This window comes from Rhodopirellula baltica SH 1 (genome assembly GCF_000196115.1).
Taxonomy (GTDB): Bacteria; Planctomycetota; Planctomycetia; order Pirellulales; family Pirellulaceae; genus Rhodopirellula; species Rhodopirellula baltica.
The window spans coordinates 5,657,875-5,677,427 of the sequence record NC_005027.1; the positions used below are offsets into that span (position 1 = coordinate 5,657,875).

Here is a 19,553-nt window from a genome sequence, read left to right on the forward strand (position 1 = left end):
CCAGCAGTGCCGAATTGATCGGCCGAGATCTGATGCGGCCGCCTCCACACGGTTTAATCAACCTAGTCAGAATAGGTGGTTCCGCCAAATCAGAACTGTGGTTTTAGCGGGAAATTCACGGTGCGGCGGAGTGGACAGTTGAGGCCGTTGGGCCACGTTGACAACCCGCTGAATCAAGCTAGAGCCGATTTGGCGGGCTTTGGCAATGGAACACGCGTGCTGGAGAGACCGTGGATCCAATCGGGATGATCCGCACAGGCCGCGTGATCGATTTGATTCGGATCTTACGGTTTGGCTCCCACGGCAAGGGCGTCTTTTTATGTCACAACATTTGCACTAGGGATTCTGTGAATAAACTTGGGCGATACGAAACATTTGTACTTCTGCCGCTTTGAGCGCCGTTCAACGAAGCCCTGCTCACATCATGTCTGACTCGCCCTATCGACGAATGCCCTTGATCACGGGAGCCAGCGGAATGCTCGGCTCCTACGTGGTTGCTGAGTTGTTGCGGGGGCGAATCGAGTGCGCGGTCCTGGTCCGAGCTAAGGGGAAGCAAACAGCGGAACAACGCATCGACCAAATCTTGGCGCGTTTCGAACAGGCGTGGCAAGTGTCGCTGCCAAGGCCAAAAGTTTTGGAAGGCGATTTGAACCAGTCTCGATTGGGATTGCCAGACGAGTCAATTCAGTGGGTGCGAGCCAATTGCGATCGAATGCTGCATAGTGCAGCGAGCTTGAGCTTCTTGCCCGCCGATCCGACGGGCGACAACGAACCCTACCGAACCAATGTCGATGGAACCCGCGAAGTCGTGGCTTTCTGCAAGGCCGTTGGGATCACGCAGCTGCATCATGTTTCCACCGCTTATGTTTGCGGTACCCGTTCGGGACGGGTGAAAGAAACCGAAGGTGATACAGGCCAGTCGTTCGCAAACGACTACGAGCGAAGCAAGCTGATCGCCGAAGGCATCGTTCGAGAAGCGTTTCGTGGTTCAAACCTGACCGTTTATCGCCCATCGATTGTGATCGATCGGACGGGACTGTCACCTGTCTCGGGTGATCGAACGATTTATGGTGCATTCTCGATGTACCAGATGTTGGCATCACGATTTGGATTGCCGGAAGATGGTCAGTGGTTTCGCGACCTTGGCTTTTCAGGGAGCGAACGCAAGAACATCGTCGATGTGGACTGGATCGCTCGAGCGATTTGCAAGGTGATGAGCACGCCGAGATTGCACGGTCGGACTTATCATCTAACGACTCGAGAAGGCACAGCAATCAAATCGTTGGACGCCGCGTTCCATTCTGCCACCACGAAATGGCTTCAGACGCGAAAACCGGATCGGCTGAAACGACCACGGCAACTCGATCGGCCCGATCCCACTGGCCATTCCACTCAACGCGAAGAGTTGGATCAGATGGCGGATCCGTTCGTGAAAACGTTCTTGCCATACTTTCGGGATGATCCGGTCTTTGATCGCGCCAACATCGATGATGTGATCGCGACAACGCACTTGGATGATACACCCGAGATTGGCAGCACCGAACTACTGCAGATGATCGGCAATTGGTCAGCGGTTCCGACAAGGGTGCCGAAGGCAGCGAAGCGACCGTCAGCCGAACCGCAAGCCGCACTTCAACCATCGGCAACGCACCGGAGTGGCGACCCCGACGACTGTGTGATTTGTGGTTTCGAGGTTCGTTTGCCAGGTGGAGTTGATAACGCGAAAGCGTTTGAAAGCATGCTGTTTGAGGGGCGTTCGGTGATCGCACCGATGCCTGAAGACCGATTGAATCGCGAATTGTATTTTGCGAAGCAGCATGGTGTTCCAGGAAAAACGTACACGCAGTTGGGAGGTTGTGTTTCGCCCGGCCCGTTGGACGCCAACGTCGAGAATGCGATTGAGTCTTTAGGCGATTTTGATTTGACGCATCGCCAGTTTGCCCAGGTCGCCGTCGCGGCACTCAAGGCCGCTTCTGGCACGGGCAGCTTGTCGTCGGATTCGCCGCTGCATCGGGCGTCCAGTCGGACGCTATCGATCAAAGCCATGCGAGCTGGCGTGTTCGTCGGCCACAGCGGTGGAACCGAACTGGGTGGCCCGCTCGCGATGGCGACGATGGCAAAAACCGCGATGGAATTGGTGGATCAGGTGCCGTCAATGCACCACATCGATTCTGATTTGCGGAACCGAGTCAAAGACACCGTTGTATCGGCCATTCGACGTGATCGGCCTCGGTATGAGTCAGGTCATTCGCCAGCGTTCAATGCGTACTCGGCAGCGTCTTTGGCGGCGAGATTGATGGGATTCGAAGGCCGTCGAGAGGTCATCGACGCGGCTTGTTCATCTTCGCTCTTGGCATTGCAGCATGCGGCTTCGGCAATTGCAGCGAATCGGTTGGACTTGGCAATCGTTGGCGGTGCAACGTTCAACAATGTCGACAATCTAGCGTTGTTTTCTCAGTCGGGCGCGTGTAGCGAAACCGGATCGTTCCCCTTTGATAACCGTGCCAGCGGATTGATCAGCAGCGAAGGTTACGTCGCGGTTGTCGTCGCTCGGCGAAGCGTCGCGGAAGCCAACGGGCTCCCTGTTTTGGCAACGTTGCGAGGTGTGGGGGTTGCGTCCGACGGAAAAGGCAAAGGCCTCTGGGCTCCGCGAAGTGAAGGTCAGCAAACGGCGATGCGTCGCGCGGTTGATGCAGAACCTCTCAACATAGATTACTTGGAGTGCCATGCTACAAGCACTCAAGTGGGCGATGCAACGGAATTGGAAAGTTTGACTTCGCTTTTGCGAGATGGCAAAAGCACCCGGACGGTCTTGCCCATCGGTAGTGTCAAAAGCAATTTGGGCCACTTGTTGGAAGCCGCTGGATTGGTTGGCGTGGTAAAATGTTTGCTGGCGATGCGTCGAGGAGAGATTCCGCCGTCAATCAACTTTGCTGTTCCAACGGAACGTCACGACTGGAGCGATCCAGCGGTTCGGATTGTGGATCGGGTGGAACCGTGGCAGCAGCGAACCGCGTCCAGCGGTCGCGTCGCCGCGGTCAATGCATTCGGCATTGGTGGATTGAATGCTCACGCGGTGATCGAAGAGAAGCCTTCATCCGGCGCTTCCGCATCAGAAGCCAAGTTGACTGAGGAGCCCATCGCGATCGTGGGTCGTGGAGTGGTTTTGCCGGGTGCTGGAACGTTGCAAGAGTTCCAGGCGTTGCTTCAAAGCGGGCGATCCGCAATCAGTGATCCGCCGGAAGGACGCTGGGTGGTTGATGCGAAGAACGGATCTTGGATGGGTTTGGATCCGAATCGGTCCAGCTACACAACGCTACATTGCCGCGGTGGATACGTTCGGGATTTCAAGTTCGACGCGCAGTCCTACCGTATCCCGCCGAAAATGGTGGCGAATGCCAATCCCGCGCAGCTGATGTTGATTGAAGCGGTTCGCCAGGCGATGGACGAATTCGATGGTGGGAAGTGGTCGGTCGACCGCGAGCGTGTCGGTGTTGTCGTCGGTACGATTTTTGGCGGTCAGTTCAGTAACGAGCTGCAAATTGGTTTGCGATTGCCTGAGATCGCAAAGCATCTGGGTCAAGCATTGGCGGCGATGGGATGGGACACATCAGCAACCCAGTCCGCCGCCGATGAACTTAGAAAGTTGGCACTGAAAAAGTATGGTGCCCTTCTTGATGAGACCGGTGGTTTCACCGCCAGCACGCTCGCGTCTCGAATCGCCAGAACGTTCGACCTGATGGGCGGAGCGTTTGCTGTTGACGCGGACGAGGCATCTGGTGGCTTAGCGCTCATCACAGCTATGGAACAACTGCATTGCCATGCGATCGATCTAGCTTTGTGCGGCGTGACCCAGCGAGGCATGGATCTGGTTGCTTTTGAGCAGCTCGCTCACAAGAAACAACTGTTGCCATCAGGTCGACCCGAAGACCTACCTGCCGACGGATCGCAGATTATCCCCGGCGAAGGGGTCGCAGTTCTGACGCTCCAACGTCTGTCCGACGCCAAAGCGGAAGGAAGAACGATTCTGGGAGTTTTGTCCAAGCCAACCGAGTCTTTCGCGGGGGATGTTAAGGTGGCTCGTGCGGAATCAGCGAGTCTTTCTGAAGTGCCCGGATTTATTTCTTCACAAAAATTGGTCGGCCAAATCGGGCATATGGGCGGCGGTCAGGGTATCGTTCGAACGATAGCGGCGACATTGTCACCCAAGTTCAATCGCAAGGATGCTTCCGGCATTTCAATCCCCATCGGTGAAGTTGCCGACGACGGATATCGAGTTAATTATAGTGTCGCCCCCCAGATGAACTACGAGTCGTCCACATTGTCTTCCGGCGAGTCCACTTTGATTTCGACCTCCCTAGCATCCACGCCTCAGCCGACTTCTTCCGCGCCAACACGGTCTCGTTCCGAAGCGATCGTGACGGCGGCGGACTTGGATGCGTCAGAAACTTTAGTTGTTCGACTCCAGTGTGCATCGTTGGATGCGCTGACAGCTTCCTTGGAAAAGATCGCTGGTGGGAAGCCTTCGACCGAGACCCATGTTTCGGCATTCTCGCCTTCGTTGGCAATGACTTTCCGAGCAGTCTTGTTGGCCAAAGGCGCTAGCGAGTTATCAGCGGCGGCATTGGCGGCATTGGCTGGTCCAGTTCGCCAGCAGGTGTCTGGCGTGCTTTCAAAACATGATGGCTGGGTTTGGCTGCCAAATGCTCGTTCCAGTGAGTTCTCCGATCCACGCGTCGGTTGGTTGTTCCCTGGGCAAGGTTCGCAGTACTCGGCCGTGCCCACTTGGTTGCAAACAAAGGATGGTTCGGCCAGCCAAGCCTTCTTGGATGGATTCGATCGAAATCTGAAGTCGATGGGACTCCCTTCGGTTTCGGATCGATTGCACGACCCCGACTCTCAACTTGGTCGAGACGTATGGTGGACCCAGGCTTGGGTTTTGGCGGTCGGTTCAATGTTTGCCGATTCACTGATGCGTCGCGGTTTGCGTCCCGATGCGGTGCTCGGTCACAGTTTTGGTGAGTGCACAGCAGCTTGGTGTGCTGGCGTTGTGTCAACGCGACAAGCGATCGAGTTTGCCAAGTCGCGAAGTGACAGTGTGGTGATGACAACACGAGAGCGTGGTGAATTGCTCTCCGTTCGCGGTGCACCATCGGCGGTAGATGCTGCCCTGCAGGGATCTGACGTTCGCTACACGATTTCGCATCACAATTCGCCACAGCAAACAGTGATCGCTGGATCTCCTGACCAAATGGCAGCTGCAAAGAAGCAGCTTGCTGCATCTGGAATGGCGTCAATCGTGATTCCTGTTCCAGCCGCATTCCACACGCCCGAGATGATGCCGGCGCAAGAGATGTTGCGAGCTCGGTTCACCGGTCAGAACGCACGACCTCCACGGTTTGCTTTCCTGTCCGCCGTTTCGAATCGCTACTTGGCCGAGCCCTCCGACATTGTCGACAATTTGGTCACCCAGTTGACCCGTCCGGTGTGCTTTAGCGGCGCGACCGAGCGTTTGGTCCACGATGGTTGCGAGTTGCTGGTGGAAGTAGGTCCCAACAATGTGCTGACTCGTTTGGCCAACGCGACGGTCGCCCCGCATGTCCTGTGTTTGTCGGCAGATGATCGTGGTCGCGATCCGAATCGGCAGCGGCAATTGATCGATTTGGCTTATGAATCCCTCGGTCGTTCGGTGGACTCGTCGAACCGGTCCACTGACAGCGCGGTTGGCGAAGTCACTTTGGCACCGCAAGCGGTCGCGACGAGCGTTGTTGAACCGAGCCAGCCCACGTTTGAAGTCGTCGATGTGACTCGTCGAAGTCGGCGACAACAGGAGACTGTTCAGGATGAAAGTCGCAATGAAGCCAATCTAGCTTCGAAAGCGATGGCGAGTGACGCTGGCACAACGTCTGCTTCTATTCCGTCAATCAATGGCAATGGAAAGGCCCATGTAAACGGCGTGCATCACGGCAGTGTTGCGTCGGGGCATCTTCAACCGGTTGCGGTTGCCACGGAAGCAATCGACTCAGCGGTACAAGAGGACTTGCAAGACCGCGTCCGCTCGGCGCGATCGTTCTTGTTTGATCTCGTTGTCGACCTGACGGGATACGATCCTGAAGTGATTGAATTCGATGCAGACTTGGAAGCCGAGTTGGGCGTCGACAGTATCAAGAAAGCTCAGTTGATCGGCGAGATCGTTCAGTGGGGCAACTTGGAAGTCGACACGCAATCGATGCGATTGGCTCAGTTCGCTTCGCTCAATGACATTCTGCAATTGGTCGGTGATCCTGCGAGTTGCGGCGAAGTCGAATTGATTGACGCAACATTGGACGCTTGCGAAAGTGATATCGAATGCAGGCAGGTCAGCGATGAAGCTCCGACCGACATTGCTGAATCATTGCGGCGATTGATGATTGATTTGGTCGTCGATCAAACGGGATACGATGAAGACATCATCGACATGGATGCTGATCTCGAAGGAGAACTGGGCATCGATAGCATCAAGCGAGCTCAATTGCTCGGCGAACTGGAACAACAATATGAGTTGCAGTCGCTTCGTGAGTCGAATTTGAAGCTTTCTGATTTCCCGACCCTCTCATCCATTCACGCTTTTGTGATGGATCAGATTGGTCAGCCTACGGACGAAAAAAAAAACGCCTCGCTGAATCAGAATCCCACCGCAACTGAGGAGACACCTCAAGCTCCTGCGACGGGAACACATCGTTTCGTTATGCGGATGACATCGGCACCGCGACGAAAAGGGATGCCGACGATGCCGCAGCTGAATGGGGCGGCGCTGATCGTCGGCAACAATCCTGTCGCGGATTCGGTTGAAAATCGATGTCGGATGGCTGGGGTAGCCGTTTATCGAATCGCCGCCGAACTGACACTGTCAGATTTGGATACCGAGCTCGATCGAATTTGGGCCAATGATTCGACGCCACATTTGTTCCTGACAACGCCACATGATGATGCGGCTTGCTGGACAACGTTGGACACCGCCGGTTGGGAACGACGACATTCCGATGCACTCGCGATTCCTTATCGAGTGTGTCAACGCTGGATGCAGCGAACGATCGATGATGATCGTATGGGCAAGGCTTCCTTGGTTACCACGCTGAAGTTGGGTGGCGGTTTCGGATTCGACGCGATGTCTGAATCGGTCCAGACTTCTGAACAGATCAAAGGTCGCTCGGCTGAGTCTGGCGGGTTGGCTGGTCTAACCAAAGCGATGTTGATCGAGGCTTGGATGCGTGGATATCGCGACACGCCGATGTTGGTTGTCGATCAAATTGAAGGTGCGAGCCCTGATGATTTGGTGGACGGTGTCTTCCGAGAATTGGCGGTTCCGTCTTATGACGAAGAAGTCGCCGTGGCGGGTGAACAACGCTTGGCCACGGAAGCCTGTTATCGTCCGCTTGGTATCGCCGCCGTGGCGAACCAAATCACTCGGGGCGGAACCTGGATTGTTGCCGGCGGCGGTCGTGGGATCACTGCGATGACGGCGATGGCGCTGGCCGAACGGCACGGGTTGAAACTGCATCTATTGGGAATGGCCCCCGTGCCGGAAATCGATCCGTCCATGCGAGAGCATGCTCAGCGAGATCGAGCGGATCTGCGTCGTGTGATGATGGCTCGCATTCAGAAAGAAGGTGGCAACCCGGTCAAGACTTGGCGGCAACTCGAGAAGGCCATCGAGATCGATCTGACTTTGCAAGCGTGTCGAGAACGCGGGATCGAAGCGACCTATCACAGCGTCAACGTTTCAGATTTTAAAGCCGTTGCTGATGTCGTCGAGAAGATCCGAGGCATGGAAGGGGCGATTCACGGAGTCATCCAAGGTGCTGGGTCCGGTCAAGATGCACGTTTTGATCGCAAGCGTCCCGACAAGGTCGCTCAGTGTTTCTCCGCCAAGGTGGATGGGACGATCGCTTTGGCTGCAGCGACTCAGGAGGATCCATTGGAGTTTTTCGTCGGCTACGGTTCGATCAGTGGACGCTTTGGCGCCAACGGTCACACGGACTACTCCGCCGCGAATGACATGCTCGCGAAGTTGATTGGCCGGTTGCGTCAACAACGCCCTCAGACCCGCTGCCTGACTTTTCATTGGCACGCTTGGGGAGACATCGGAATGGCGACCAAACCGGAAGCCAAGCTGGCACTTGACATGATTGGCATGGAATTCATGCCTGCCGAAGAAGGACTGCAGCACTTCCTAAATGAAATGGAGCATGGTGGTGATGAAGCGGAAGTGCTGATCACTGACCGTCGCTACGTCCGCAAGTTCTTTCCCGCCGAGTCATCGCGAGCCGGGCATTCGTTGCCAGGCCCCTCGCCGATGATTGACCCCACAGAACGGTTGGTAGCGACCTCGCGGGATTCGTTTGCGGTAACGCTCGACCCTGAACGTGATTTGTTTTTGAAGCACCACCTCGTGAACGGTCGTCCTACGCTGCCATTCGTTATGGCAATTGAAATGTTGGCCGAGGCGGCACGTTTTGGAACCAATCAGAAGGTTGTTCGTTGTCGAAACATTTCGGCGACCATGCCACTGAAGCTCATAGGGGATGATTCGTTAGCAGTCGAGCTATTGCAAGACCCAACCGAGCATACGCGGTGGTCTTTGGTCAGCGATCTGCGTCGACGCGACGGGCGGTTGGTCCAAGCTCAACGCCCACATTTCTCGGCAATGATCGAACTGGGAAACGACAGCGTGCCCATTGCGGCAATCGGCGATACGAAAGTCACGGAGGCCGCAGTGCAGTACTCCGACGAGACAGCCCCGATTTACCACGGACCATCGCTGCAGTGTTTGCGGTCAATTGGATTTGCGAACGTCAACGCGGGAATGTCCGGCGATGATATGTCCAAACTTCCGATCGCGGTTGGGACCATTGTTGCCCCTAGTCCAGCTCATTTGGCGGGCGAGGCACGTCCTTTGATGGGATGGGTCTTGTCGCCGGCGACGATGGATGCGGTTTTGTACGCCGCGGGCATGCTTGCATACCATGTTGCGGATCGAGCAAGTCTGCCGGTCTCGTTTGATTCAATCGAGATTGGACGTTTGCCTGATCCCGGTGAGCCATTAAAGGTCCATGTACAATGGGAAGGTAAATCAACCACCGTCTCGGATGGTGGGATGATGTCCGCGATCTTGGTTGGGCAAAACCAGGAGTTGATCCTAAGGATCGAAGGCTACCAAATTGGTTGGCTTCGCTAAGCCATGTATCACGCGACGACTTCTCAACCGGCATTGCTGCCGTCGAACTGGTACACCGATCCATCGATTCATCGACGCGAAGTGTCCGTGCTGCGTCATTCCGGTTGGCAATTGGTCACCACGACAAAGGGGCTATCCAGAGTCGGCGACTATCAAGCGATGGACCGGTTGGGAGTGCCGTTGATCGTACGCAACCACGGCGGCGAATTGGTCGCACTCCGAAATGTTTGTGCTCACCGACAGTGCCAATTGGTTTCCGAAGGAGGCGGTCACGCAACAGAACTGAAGTGCCCCTATCACGGATGGCAGTACGGCGGTGACGGACGGACTCGCAAGATTCCTGCTGCAAAAAACTTCCCGCATTTTGATCGTGAACGGTATCGGCTGAGCAGCTTTCCAGTTCGCGTCGTCGGACAATTGGTCTTTGTGAATCTGGCTGGCGAATCCAATTCGCTCGGTAACGACGCTTGGTTGGATGACTTTGCGACGAAGACCAATACGGCCTCGTGGCAGCAGGTTCTTTGCGAGGAACTCGAGTACTCATGCGATTGGAAAATCCCGATCGAAGGTTCGCTGGAAAGTTATCATCTGAGTGAGGTCCACTCGCAAACATTTGGCAACGACCCGGGCGAGAGTGAGAGCACTCATATATTGTTGGATTGGGGCACCAGATTTCGGACCGATGCGCGAGACGATTCGTTCTTGGCTCGGACGGAAGAGCGGGTGATGCGTTGGTTGGTTGGAGATTTTTCGACCCACTATCAGCATGTTCACGTGTTCCCAAATATCATGGCATCGTTCACGGACACAATGAGTTTGGTTTATCAGATCACACCCACCGGGACATCGAAGTGCAAGCTGACCGTATTCGGGTTTACCCGCCGTCCCACCCGGTCCGGCTTGATTCGAAATCGGGTCGCGAATGGATTGGGGCGCAGTGCCGCATCGATGGCTCGAAAAGTGTTGGCCGAAGACGCGGCGATTTTCCCGCTGGTTCAGGCCGGCATGGATTCGGCTCGTTGCGACAATCCGGATGAAGACGCCGGTCGGATCTTTGGCCGCTGTGAAGAAAGACTGCACGCCTTTCATTTGCACTGGAACACATCAATGAAATCAGAAATCGCGGCTTCGAAAGAAGGTACGCTGGAAGATCACCATGAATGAGGGATCGAGGACAGGCATGAAACCATTGGCGGACTTGCAAGGCAAACGAGCGTTGGTGACCGGTGCGAGCCGAGGGATCGGTCGCGCGATCGCGTTGGAATTGGCTGCTCGCGGTGCGTCGGTTGCGATCAACTTTTTGAAGTCGGAAGAGCGTGCGGTCGAGGTCGCAACGGAGATTTCCAATTCCGGCGGAGCGGTGATGTTGGTGCGAGCTGACATCTCTTGCAAGGAAGACGTCGACGCGATGGTCGAGAGCGTCGTTGAGAAGTGGGGCGGATTGGACATTGTTGTCAGCAATGCCGCGGCGGGCGGTTTTCGCGATCTGAATGATTTGACACCTGTCAATTTCGACGCGGTTCTTCGCAGTAACTCAGCGCCGGTGGTGTGGTTGGCTCAAGCGGCTTGGAAGTATTTGGCCGAGGGCGAATCTCACGGCAAGTTGGTCGCCGTCAGTAGCCACGGTTCGAATTGGGCGGTGCCTCATTACGGAGCCATCGGTGCATCCAAGGCAGCGTTGGAAGCGTTGGTCCGTCATCTTGCGTTGGAGTTTGGTGATCGTGGGATCAACTTCAACTGTGTACTGCCAGGCATCATTGCCACAGACGCGATCGCCAGCATGCCCGGTTCGGAAGGTTTGATTGAAGCGGCGAGCGAACGAATGATGGTTGGTAAACGACGGCTATGCGAACAAGACGTTTCGTCAGTGGTAGCGTTTTTGTGTGGTGATGGAAGTGATTTGATCCAAGGGCAAACGCTCGTGATCGATGGTGGCGTCAGCATTCGCGTGTGATGCGAAAGTCGGCCATGCAAGTATTTGTGACAGATGTTTCTAGGCGATTGGTAGTTCGATGATTGATCCATTGATTCTTAGACGGGCGACGATAGCGCTGGTGGTCCTGTTGGCGGGGATGGTTGTTTGGCAGGTGATGAAGTCCACCGCGGAACAATCGACGGCAACGAAAGAACGTGATCCGAATGAGCCTGAACTGAGCCTGGGTAGTTTTGCGCAACCGTCTTTGTCTTCCAGATCCGATGGAGAGTCGGCCGGTGAACTGACCCTTCGCGTTGGAAAGATCGGATCCGCGCCGCGACGCGACGAAATCACTGTGTTGAAATCGTTGCCAAATTCCGAACGCGAGTGGACACGTGCTTACACGATGGCGAAGGGGAACTCGTGTCGTTTGGTTGCTCCCGGAGCATCCGTTTCTGCACCTTTGTCGATGGCTCGCAGTGGTCAGCATGGCGAGTTGGGGCGAATCTCGGCGATCACGATTGGATTGGAAATGGCGTCACAAGGTCGGCAAAAGCTGCCTTCTGTTACCCGGCAACAGGTCGATCAGTACTTTGAGGAGCATCGTTTGTCGGTCCAGCCCAAGTTGTACTACGACGAGGAAAAACGGGTTTACTTCGGCACCGATTGCACGGCAGCTTTCTATGAGATTGAACGTCCCGGCTACACAATCGAACCGGAGCCAATGATCAATGTCGCGGTCAGTCGATTTCGTACGCTAGGGATTGTTGGCACTTCGGAGGAGTCCGGAGTTCTATTGGGGCGGACCCTAGCATTGATGTTCGCATTTGAAAAAAGCGACGACACCGTTTCGGGTGTGGCCGATGGTGGTCGTCAAGCGTTGGAGTTGATGCTGTTGCACTTGCCCCAGGACTCAACGGCGGATGACCTCAACATCGAGGTCTACATCACCAGTGATGAGCGAGCCAATTTGCACCGATTGGATTTGGGCAACGAAGCGGTCAATTCGCCGCTTCCGACGATCTCTTCAGAGGTTCGTTTCGACAAGATGGTTTTGATGGGGATGTACCCGGCGGAACCCGTCGTGACGGAGATTCATTTCCGTTCGGCTGGCATCCTTTCGATGGAAATGATCACTCGGCTCACTCGAGGAACCAGCGACCGTACGGGGATGAGCTTGACCGAAATCTTGGATGAATTTGGAAAGCTCGCGATGCAGTCACCCATCGACACTGCGCCAAAATACGAAGACCCGGAAGTGGCGGAAGCCGCTCGTCGCAAGTACGAACGGTTGAAGGCGATGCGAGAAGAGGTTTCGCGTGACGACGCGATTTTGATGCCATCGAAGCGTCCGATGATGACCGGACTGGATGACTGATGCAAAGCGTCACGGGACGCTCCGATGAGGTCACCGTGACGGCAGAGTGGACGTAAAAAACGGAAGCCAATCTGTTACCAAACTGGCTTCCGTTCAATGAATCTTATTTGCGATTTGGTTCGGGACTAGCGATCGCCACGGCCACCGTAGCCGCCGCCACCGCCTCCGCCGTATCCTCCACCGCCGCCACCATAGCCACCGCCGCGGTTGCCACCGCCGCCGCCGTAACCACCGCCGCCACCGCCTCGGCCGCGACCGCCGCCGCCACCACCGTAGCCTCCTCCTCCACCACCGCCGCCACTACGCGGCTCGCGTGGACGAGCTTCATTGACTGTCACGCTACGGCCATCGATTTCATGACCGTTCAGGTTTTCGATCGCGTCCTTCGCGCCTTCGGCATCCGCCATTTCGACAAAGGCAAAACCGCGACTACGTCCTGTCTCTCGGTCCATGATGATGTTCACAGCTGACACTTCGCCATACTGTTCGAACGCGCCACGGAGTTCTTCTTCGGTGGCCTTGAACGAGAGGTTCCCGACATAAATGTTCGTCACTAATCTGATACCCTGCAAACCGTCACCAACGAGGCAAGATGCCTCTCGCATTCGGGCTCGTTTCACTGGAAAACGCTTCCAAAACAAACCAACCAACCCAAATGTGGTGCTCAACTGACTGCGCAGCGTGAACCATCCCGATACCCCAGTCAATCCCATCTTTTTGCCCCTCCCTCGGAATTCGCGAAACAATTCGAGAGTGTTCCAGGCGGTTTTACTCTGGATTTCGAGGGGTGACTCAATCGTGCCTCTTGCCCGCCAATCCGCCTCCGAGCGGAAGTCTTGGTGTCACTTCAAGATGCGTTCCGCGGTCCGTTTTGAAGCTGCGATCACTGGAGCGATCCCGACGCCACCCAGTGCGTTTGTGTTCAGGTGCAGTCCTTCGAGTGATGCAAGAGCGGTGCGGATCCGTTGGACTTTGTCCAAATGGCCAACTTCGTATTGAGGCATCGCGTCGTTCCATCGCACGACTTTCACCATCGCGGTGATGTCTTGGAGCGATTGAGTTTGGTCCAGCCCGATCAGCTCACCCAGTTCGGCACGAACAATGTCGATGATCTCATTATCGCTGCTATCTAAGATCTCAGGTTGCATCACGCCGCCCACAAATGCCCTGACAATGACATAGTCATCGGGCGCCCGCTGGGGAAATTTTGTACTCGCGAAACTGCCTGCCAATACGCGGCGGTTTTCTTTTGGTGGCACAACAAACCCAAACGTCGTCGGCAACCGCGAGATGCACTCGCGTCGGACTGCCATCACAACAATTGCGGTGGACGCGAATGGTATGGAGCGAAGCGTGGACGCGGCTTCTTCGCTGAGTGGTTGCAGAAGTGTTGCCGCGACGTGCGCGGGCGTTGAAACAACGACCTGATCAAACTCTTGAGTTGATTGACCGTCGATGTCAGATTTGACGTTCAGTTGATAGCGATTGTCGGGAAGTGGGACAATCGACTGCACAGCGGTGTTGAGCCGAATGTTTTCCCGGCCTGTGAAGTCTGCAAGCGTGTCGATCCACTGCTTCATGCCATTGGGAAACGCGCGGAACTTCTCATAGCGAGCTCCACTGCTGGCTTGCTCGGTGGAGTCTTCGCCTGTCCGAATGCGTCGCAACGTCGCTTTCGCAAGTGAACCGTCGCTGGTCTCCATGTCCCAAATCGGTTTCATCGTTGCCGCCATGCTGAGGCGATCGACATCCGCGGTGTAAATGCCAGCGACCAAGGGAGCGACGATGTTGTCCAGGCACTCTTCGCCAAGTCGCCGGCGGACGAACGATCCCACGCTCTCATCGGTCACGCTTTCCACCCTTCGTGCAATGAAACGCTCTTGCAGCAAACGAAGTTTGGCCGTGAGGCTCAGCAGAGGCGTCGTCAGCATCGACCCAAGTTTGGTCGGACGCATCAGTACGAATCCTTCCGGGATTGGAATCAGACGGTTGCCTCGTGCGATCATCGCGCCGCGGCCGAGCGGACTGGGACGCAGCAATTGATCCGCGACACCAAGTTGCTCACACAAATCGATTGCTGCCGATGGGGCGGTGGCAAACATATCGGCCCCGTGATCGATCACAAAAGTGCGGCCGTGATCGTCCGTCAGCGTTTCAGTGTGAATCACGCCTCCGAGTCGATCGGAAGCTTCGAAAAGAGTGATGTTCGGAAGAGGCTTGTTTTGCTTTTGGGCCAACAAGCGTATGTGAACGGAAGTGGACAATCCTGACAGTCCACCACCAATGATCGCAATGTTCATCGATTCATTGTGCTCATTGATTCATCGGTTCCATGCCATAGTTCGAACCACTTTGGTCCATGCTGCCATCTTCCATCATGGTTTCGTCATAGAGAGGGTCCATGCCCATGTCTTCGTATCCAGGATCGCCCATGCCGTAACCGGAGTCACCGTAGCCTGACATCCCATTCGCATTTCGACCACCGCCCATCTTCAACGCTGCTCCCGCCAAGCTCAGCATTGGTTGAAGTGGTGCGAGCATTTGTTCGGATGCCTCATGGAAAGCCGTGGCATCGGCAGCAGCTTCCAATGTCGCCAAATTTTGGCTCATTTGGGCAGCCATGCCCGACACCATCGCAGCGGCGGGGCCCGCCTGAGGGAGTGTCAAACCGGAGACTTCATCAGCATTCATTTCGCTGATTTGCTTCCGTTGTTCTTCAACCCACTTCGGGAATTGATCCGCGACGGACTTCGGAATCCAGTAGCCTTCGACTTGTACGAAGTCAATCGTTTCGCCGCGGCTCGGACGCCGTTGTCCCGGTTGTTGGGTGCCCGATCCAGCACGCTTGATTGTTGCGGTCTTTTCGTCAAAACGGGCGACTTCCCATCTTGGATCAGACGATGTGAATGACTGAGTGAGTTGTCGGAAGTAGGGTGCCATCGCTTCGCTACGTTCGCGAATCCAGTTCGTGACGCCCTTTTGACGAATGGTTTCTGCGTCGCCAGCACCATCGGCAAAGCCAGCACGAATCATGTTCGCGATTGGCAAAATCATTTCGTCGATGACTTCCACATAAGGGCTGTCACTGTCAGGTGAACCGGCGGCCACTCGCGGATGTGACTTGATCCAGTTCTGACGCGTGACAATCAAATCCGCCCATCGGTGAAGCTCTCGGACGCCTTCATTCAAACTATTCGCGTCAGCCTTTTGCAAAGCCAAGTCAGTCAGTTCATCGATGTCGCTTCGATAAGAAGGTGGCAACGCGTCGATGGCAATGGCCAAATGTCCTTCGCGAAGTTGCGTGTGAATTTGTTGGATCGCTTCGTCAATGGAAAGATTCGGTGCCAACGGTTGGTACGCGGCAGGTGCAGGAGGAGTCGGCAATGGGTCTGGAGCAGCAGCAGCTTCTGCGTCCGCGACTTGTCGAAGTTCCTCGCTCAACATTTCGCGCTGTTCTTTCAAGCGAGTCGCAATCTCTTCGGCTTGAATCCGGCTTTCTGCGATCAGCGATTTCATTGGGACGCTGACACGTTTTCCGTTGGACATCAGCAGGATGACGTTGTCGTCCCACAGTCCAACCATCTGGGCTTGGATCGTTCGGTTGCCAACCAAGCTGGTCCAGTTCTCTGCGGACAAGTTCGACGATGTGCCCAACACGAACGAAAGAGCGATTGTGCCTGATAGGATCGAGAGACGATGCGGAAGTTGCCGAAAGAAGACTTGGCGATCAAGCATGATCGAAGGTCCGAATGAAAGGTGAGGCGGTGAGATCGCGAAGTCGAGACAAGCGAAGCGACAGTGACCACTGTGATAGCGGTCGCTGATTCACTAGGCGGAGGGCTTTCCATCTCGGCCGATTCACATCGCCTTGCAGTCAAGCCATTTGTCAAAAAATGCCGGGCTGACAAAGCGAGGTGGATACAACCACGCCGCTCGACCTCATCCACTATAGTAACTCAGGCGGACGAGGTCGCCGACGTGAAAAAGGCATCTGGGAGTTGAAAACGCGATGGATGAATTGGGCTACCCGGACGATGAAGAGAAGCGACTGCTTCGCGAGCGGCACTACAACGCGACCATCATCAAACGGATGGATCTGACGGAAGACCTGGCCCGGTTCCGCATCCAATGCGATGAACCCGTGATGCCGTTTGAGCCCGGACAGTATGTCGCCATCGGGCTTGGGAACTGGGAACCGCGATTGCGTGGCACCCAGCCGGAGGACGTTCCAATCAAAAAGTCGCGAAAATTGGTGCGACGGGCGTATTCCATTTCATGTCCGATGCTTCACGATGCCGAATCGCCCAAAGCGGGTGAGTTGGCGCCCGTCGATCAAATCGACTACCTGGAGTTTTACATCACGTTGGTGCGTCAGGGCGCAACTGCCGCGAGCAAGCCTCCCGCCCTGACACCTCGTCTGTTTGGCAAAGGTGAGGGAGATCGAATTTGCGTCGAGCGCAAAATCACGGGTCGGTATTTGCTGGGTGATATTCCGGCGGACGAAAACGTCTTGATGCTCGGGACCGGCACCGGCGAAGCTCCGCACAACGCCATGGCGACCACATTGTTGTCTGGCGGGCACCGTGGAAAAGTCGTCATCGCAACCAGCGTCCGTTATCAGTCGGACATCGCTTACCAGAGCGAGCACGATGAACTGATGCGACGTTTTCCGAACTATTGCTACTTGCCGTTGACGACTCGTGAGCCCAAGAATCTGGAACCGAACCGGCCCGACTATGTCGGCAAGCAGTATCTGCAAACCATGTTCACCACCGGCAAGCTGGCGGAGTTGGTTGGTGATCCACTCGCGCCCGGCAACACGCACGTCTTTTTGTGTGGAAATCCGGACATGATTGGTTACGTGCCGCCTGGCGGAGACGTTCCCGACCGACCTGGCATGCTGCCTCTGCTTCGCGCTGCCGGTTTCCACGATGCCACAGAAACACCCGGACCTGGCACCATTCGCTTTGAGAAGTATTGGTAAGCTAGTCAGATCCGAAACAAGCGTTCACATTCACCATCCTTCACACTAACTAGCACGTCATCCCACGAGAGTGATCATGGACTTGAACAATACAATCGCGTTGATTCTTGGCGGTGGCCGCGGAACTCGATTGTTCCCGCTCACAAAGATCCGCGCCAAACCCGCTGTGCCCTTGGCTGCGAAGTATCGGTTGATCGACATTCCGATCAGCAACTGCATCAATAGCGGCCTGAATCGCGCTTATGTATTGACGCAATTTTTGTCAGAGAGTCTTCACCGTCACCTTCGGCAGACGTACACGTTTGACCACTTCAGCGGTGGCTTCGTTGAACTGTTGGCCGCTCAGCAAACGGTCAATTCCGGCACCGATTGGTACCAAGGCACCGCCGACGCGGTCCGCAAAAACTTGGTCCATTTGCGTGAGAGCTGGATCAAGCACGTGTTGATCCTTTCGGGCGATCAGCTGTACCGAATGGATTTTCGCGACATGATGAAGACTCACATTGAGTCCGGAGCCGCAGCGACCATCGCCGGCATCCCTGTGACTCGAAAAGACGCTTCGGCGTTGGGGATCATGCAAGTCGACGATACCGGACGCGTGACCGGCTTCGTCGAAAAGCCGCAAACGGAAGAAGAGATCGCGAAGGTTCGCATGGAACCCAGCTGGATCGACGCTCGCGGCATCGAAAGCCAAGGACGTGATTTGTTAGCCAGCATGGGGCTGTATATTTTCGACAAAGACCTGATGGTCGACATGCTCGAGAACAGCCTGCACAGCGACTTCGGGAAAGAGGTTTTCCCCGAAGCTATCAACACTCACAAGGTTCAGTTGCACCTGTTTGATGGGTACTGGGAAGACATCGGAACCATCCGATCGTTCTACGAAGCGAACCTATCGCTCGCTAGCAAGAACCCACCGTTTGATATTCGCAACCGCCATTCGCCAATCTACAGTCGGCCACGCTTTTTGCCGCCGACGATCATGGGCGATGCCAAGATCACGGGCAGTTTGATCGCGGATGGCTGCCGAATTGGCGACAATGTCACGATCGAAAACAGCGTCATTGGTCTGAGAACCGTGATCGGCGACAACGTAACGATCAAGGACAGCGTTGTGATGGGAGCTGACTTTATCGAGATGCGCGGCGCTGAACGCGACGGCAAATTGCCGGTTGGCGTCGGTGCGGGAAGCGTGATCCAGGGTGCAATTCTGGACAAGAATTGCCGCGTTGGCGAAAACGTTCGGATCTTGAACGAAGCCAAGGTTGATCATCAAGGTGAAGACGATGACCTGCAAATTCGCGATGGTATCAGCATCGTGATCAAAGACGGTCAGATCCCTGACGGTTTCAGCTGCTAGTCAGCTTTGACTAAGAGAAGGCTCGGCGGTTCTCCGCCGAGCTTTCAAGCTGCGAGATTCCTTTGCAAGAAACCACGCGGCCGAGTTCAGAATGCGAGTTTCGTGGAGTGCTGGCTCGCTCGAACTTCTCGGGTTCCGTGCCTCACTATCGCAGTGAGGGCTCAGGAATCGGCGGATTCTTTAGAAGCGCCAAGTTGTCGGGTGACCGCTTCGATTGGGATTGGAATCCCACGCAGGCAACCTTCGAGAACCAGTTCGGTACCCACGACACCTTGGAATCGGGCAACGATCATGCGTCCACGGCGAGCTTTTTCGAGCTTGACCAGGACGATGAGATTGTCGCCGGGGGTAACGACTCCGCGGAAGCGAACTTCGTCCACTCCGCCAAAGCCGACCATGGCTGCACCCAGCAAATCGTGCTTTTGGGTGTAATAGCTGGATAGCTGAGCAACCGCTTCCAGCATAACGACGCCTGGCATGAGCGGCATGCCGGGCATGTGACCGCGAACCCAGAATTCGTTTTCGGTGATCGCTTTGTAAGCTGCGCACGCGTGCTGATCGAGATCCTCATGGAGAATCGCGGTCAGTTGTTCCATTTCGTGCCGCTGCGGGTTGTACTCGCGAATCGCTTCGATATCGGCGATTGGCTTGTCAACGTCCAGCAGAGCCGGATCAAGGATGAATTCGCTGCGTGCCACG

Annotated in this window: 10 protein-coding genes; 6 read left to right on the plus strand and 4 right to left on the minus strand. The window is 55.5% G+C overall.

What is annotated here, in order from left to right; genetic code table 11:
* Nucleotides 1–424 precede the first annotated feature (424 nt).
* The 4 genes from RB_RS21575 to RB_RS21590 are packed head-to-tail and all read left to right on the plus strand — an operon-like array spanning nucleotide 425 to nucleotide 12,510.
* Entirely contained in the window at nucleotides 425–9,217 is an 8,793-nt protein-coding gene (locus tag RB_RS21575; RefSeq protein WP_164922335.1) for a type I polyketide synthase, read from the plus strand.
* Between the two features lie 3 nt (nucleotides 9,218–9,220).
* Nucleotides 9,221–10,381: an aromatic ring-hydroxylating oxygenase subunit alpha gene (locus RB_RS21580; RefSeq protein WP_011122773.1), complete on the plus strand. Its 1,161-nt coding sequence runs from the start codon at nucleotides 9,221–9,223 to the stop codon at nucleotides 10,379–10,381.
* Nucleotides 10,382–10,397: 16 nt separating this feature from the next.
* The gene (locus tag RB_RS21585; RefSeq protein WP_007328032.1) at nucleotides 10,398–11,171 is read left to right on the plus strand and encodes an SDR family oxidoreductase; all 774 of its coding nucleotides are present in this window, start codon (nucleotides 10,398–10,400) and stop codon (nucleotides 11,169–11,171) included.
* A gap of 58 nt (nucleotides 11,172–11,229) precedes the next feature.
* On the plus strand, nucleotides 11,230–12,510 hold the full coding sequence (locus RB_RS21590; protein ID WP_011122775.1) for a hypothetical protein: 1,281 nt from the start codon (nucleotides 11,230–11,232) through the stop codon (nucleotides 12,508–12,510).
* A gap of 125 nt (nucleotides 12,511–12,635) precedes the next feature.
* On the opposite strand, the gene RB_RS28355 is transcribed toward RB_RS21590, so the two are convergent.
* The 3 genes from RB_RS28355 to RB_RS21605 form a co-directional block, all read right to left on the minus strand.
* Entirely contained in the window at nucleotides 12,636–13,223 is a 588-nt protein-coding gene (locus RB_RS28355; protein WP_007328030.1) for an RNA recognition motif domain-containing protein, read from the minus strand.
* A 129-nt stretch (nucleotides 13,224–13,352) separates the two neighbouring features.
* A complete protein-coding gene (hemG, locus tag RB_RS21600; protein ID WP_011122777.1) occupies nucleotides 13,353–14,810 on the minus strand; it encodes a protoporphyrinogen oxidase in 1,458 nt (485 codons plus the stop codon).
* 13 nt (nucleotides 14,811–14,823) lie between these two features.
* The gene (locus RB_RS21605) at nucleotides 14,824–16,245 is read right to left on the minus strand and encodes a hypothetical protein (protein ID WP_011122778.1); all 1,422 of its coding nucleotides are present in this window, start codon (nucleotides 16,243–16,245) and stop codon (nucleotides 14,824–14,826) included.
* A gap of 274 nt (nucleotides 16,246–16,519) precedes the next feature.
* Between RB_RS21605 and RB_RS21610 the strand changes: the two genes are divergently transcribed.
* Both RB_RS21610 and RB_RS21615 read left to right on the plus strand, forming a co-directional pair.
* Complete coding sequence (locus RB_RS21610) at nucleotides 16,520–17,494, plus strand: ferredoxin--NADP reductase (RefSeq protein ID WP_011122780.1); 975 nt, start codon at nucleotides 16,520–16,522, stop codon at nucleotides 17,492–17,494.
* Between the two features lie 70 nt (nucleotides 17,495–17,564).
* Entirely contained in the window at nucleotides 17,565–18,854 is a 1,290-nt protein-coding gene (locus tag RB_RS21615) for a glucose-1-phosphate adenylyltransferase (protein ID WP_007337168.1), read from the plus strand.
* Nucleotides 18,855–19,015: 161 nt separating this feature from the next.
* Here the strand turns inward: RB_RS21615 and RB_RS21620 are convergent, their stop codons facing one another.
* Complete coding sequence (locus tag RB_RS21620; protein ID WP_007328025.1) at nucleotides 19,016–19,552, minus strand: 3-hydroxyacyl-ACP dehydratase FabZ family protein; 537 nt, start codon at nucleotides 19,550–19,552, stop codon at nucleotides 19,016–19,018.
* Between the last annotated feature and the right edge of the window lies 1 nt (nucleotide 19,553).

Excerpts from the sequence above, each read along its gene's own strand:
- RB_RS21605 (WP_011122778.1), bottom strand. The coding sequence starts at position 16,245 with ATGCTTGATCGCCAAGTCTTCTTTCGGCAACTTCCGCATCGTCTCTCG.
- RB_RS21575 (WP_164922335.1), top strand. The coding sequence starts at position 425 with ATGTCTGACTCGCCCTATCGACGAATGCCCTTGATCACGGGAGCCAGC.
- RB_RS21590 (WP_011122775.1), top strand. The coding sequence starts at position 11,230 with ATGATTGATCCATTGATTCTTAGACGGGCGACGATAGCGCTGGTGGTC.
- RB_RS21585 (WP_007328032.1), top strand. The coding sequence starts at position 10,398 with ATGAAACCATTGGCGGACTTGCAAGGCAAACGAGCGTTGGTGACCGGT.
- RB_RS21580 (WP_011122773.1), top strand. The coding sequence starts at position 9,221 with ATGTATCACGCGACGACTTCTCAACCGGCATTGCTGCCGTCGAACTGG.
- hemG (WP_011122777.1), bottom strand. The coding sequence starts at position 14,810 with ATGAACATTGCGATCATTGGTGGTGGACTGTCAGGATTGTCCACTTCC.
- RB_RS21610 (WP_011122780.1), top strand. The coding sequence starts at position 16,520 with ATGGATGAATTGGGCTACCCGGACGATGAAGAGAAGCGACTGCTTCGC.
- RB_RS28355 (WP_007328030.1), bottom strand. The coding sequence starts at position 13,223 with ATGGGATTGACTGGGGTATCGGGATGGTTCACGCTGCGCAGTCAGTTG.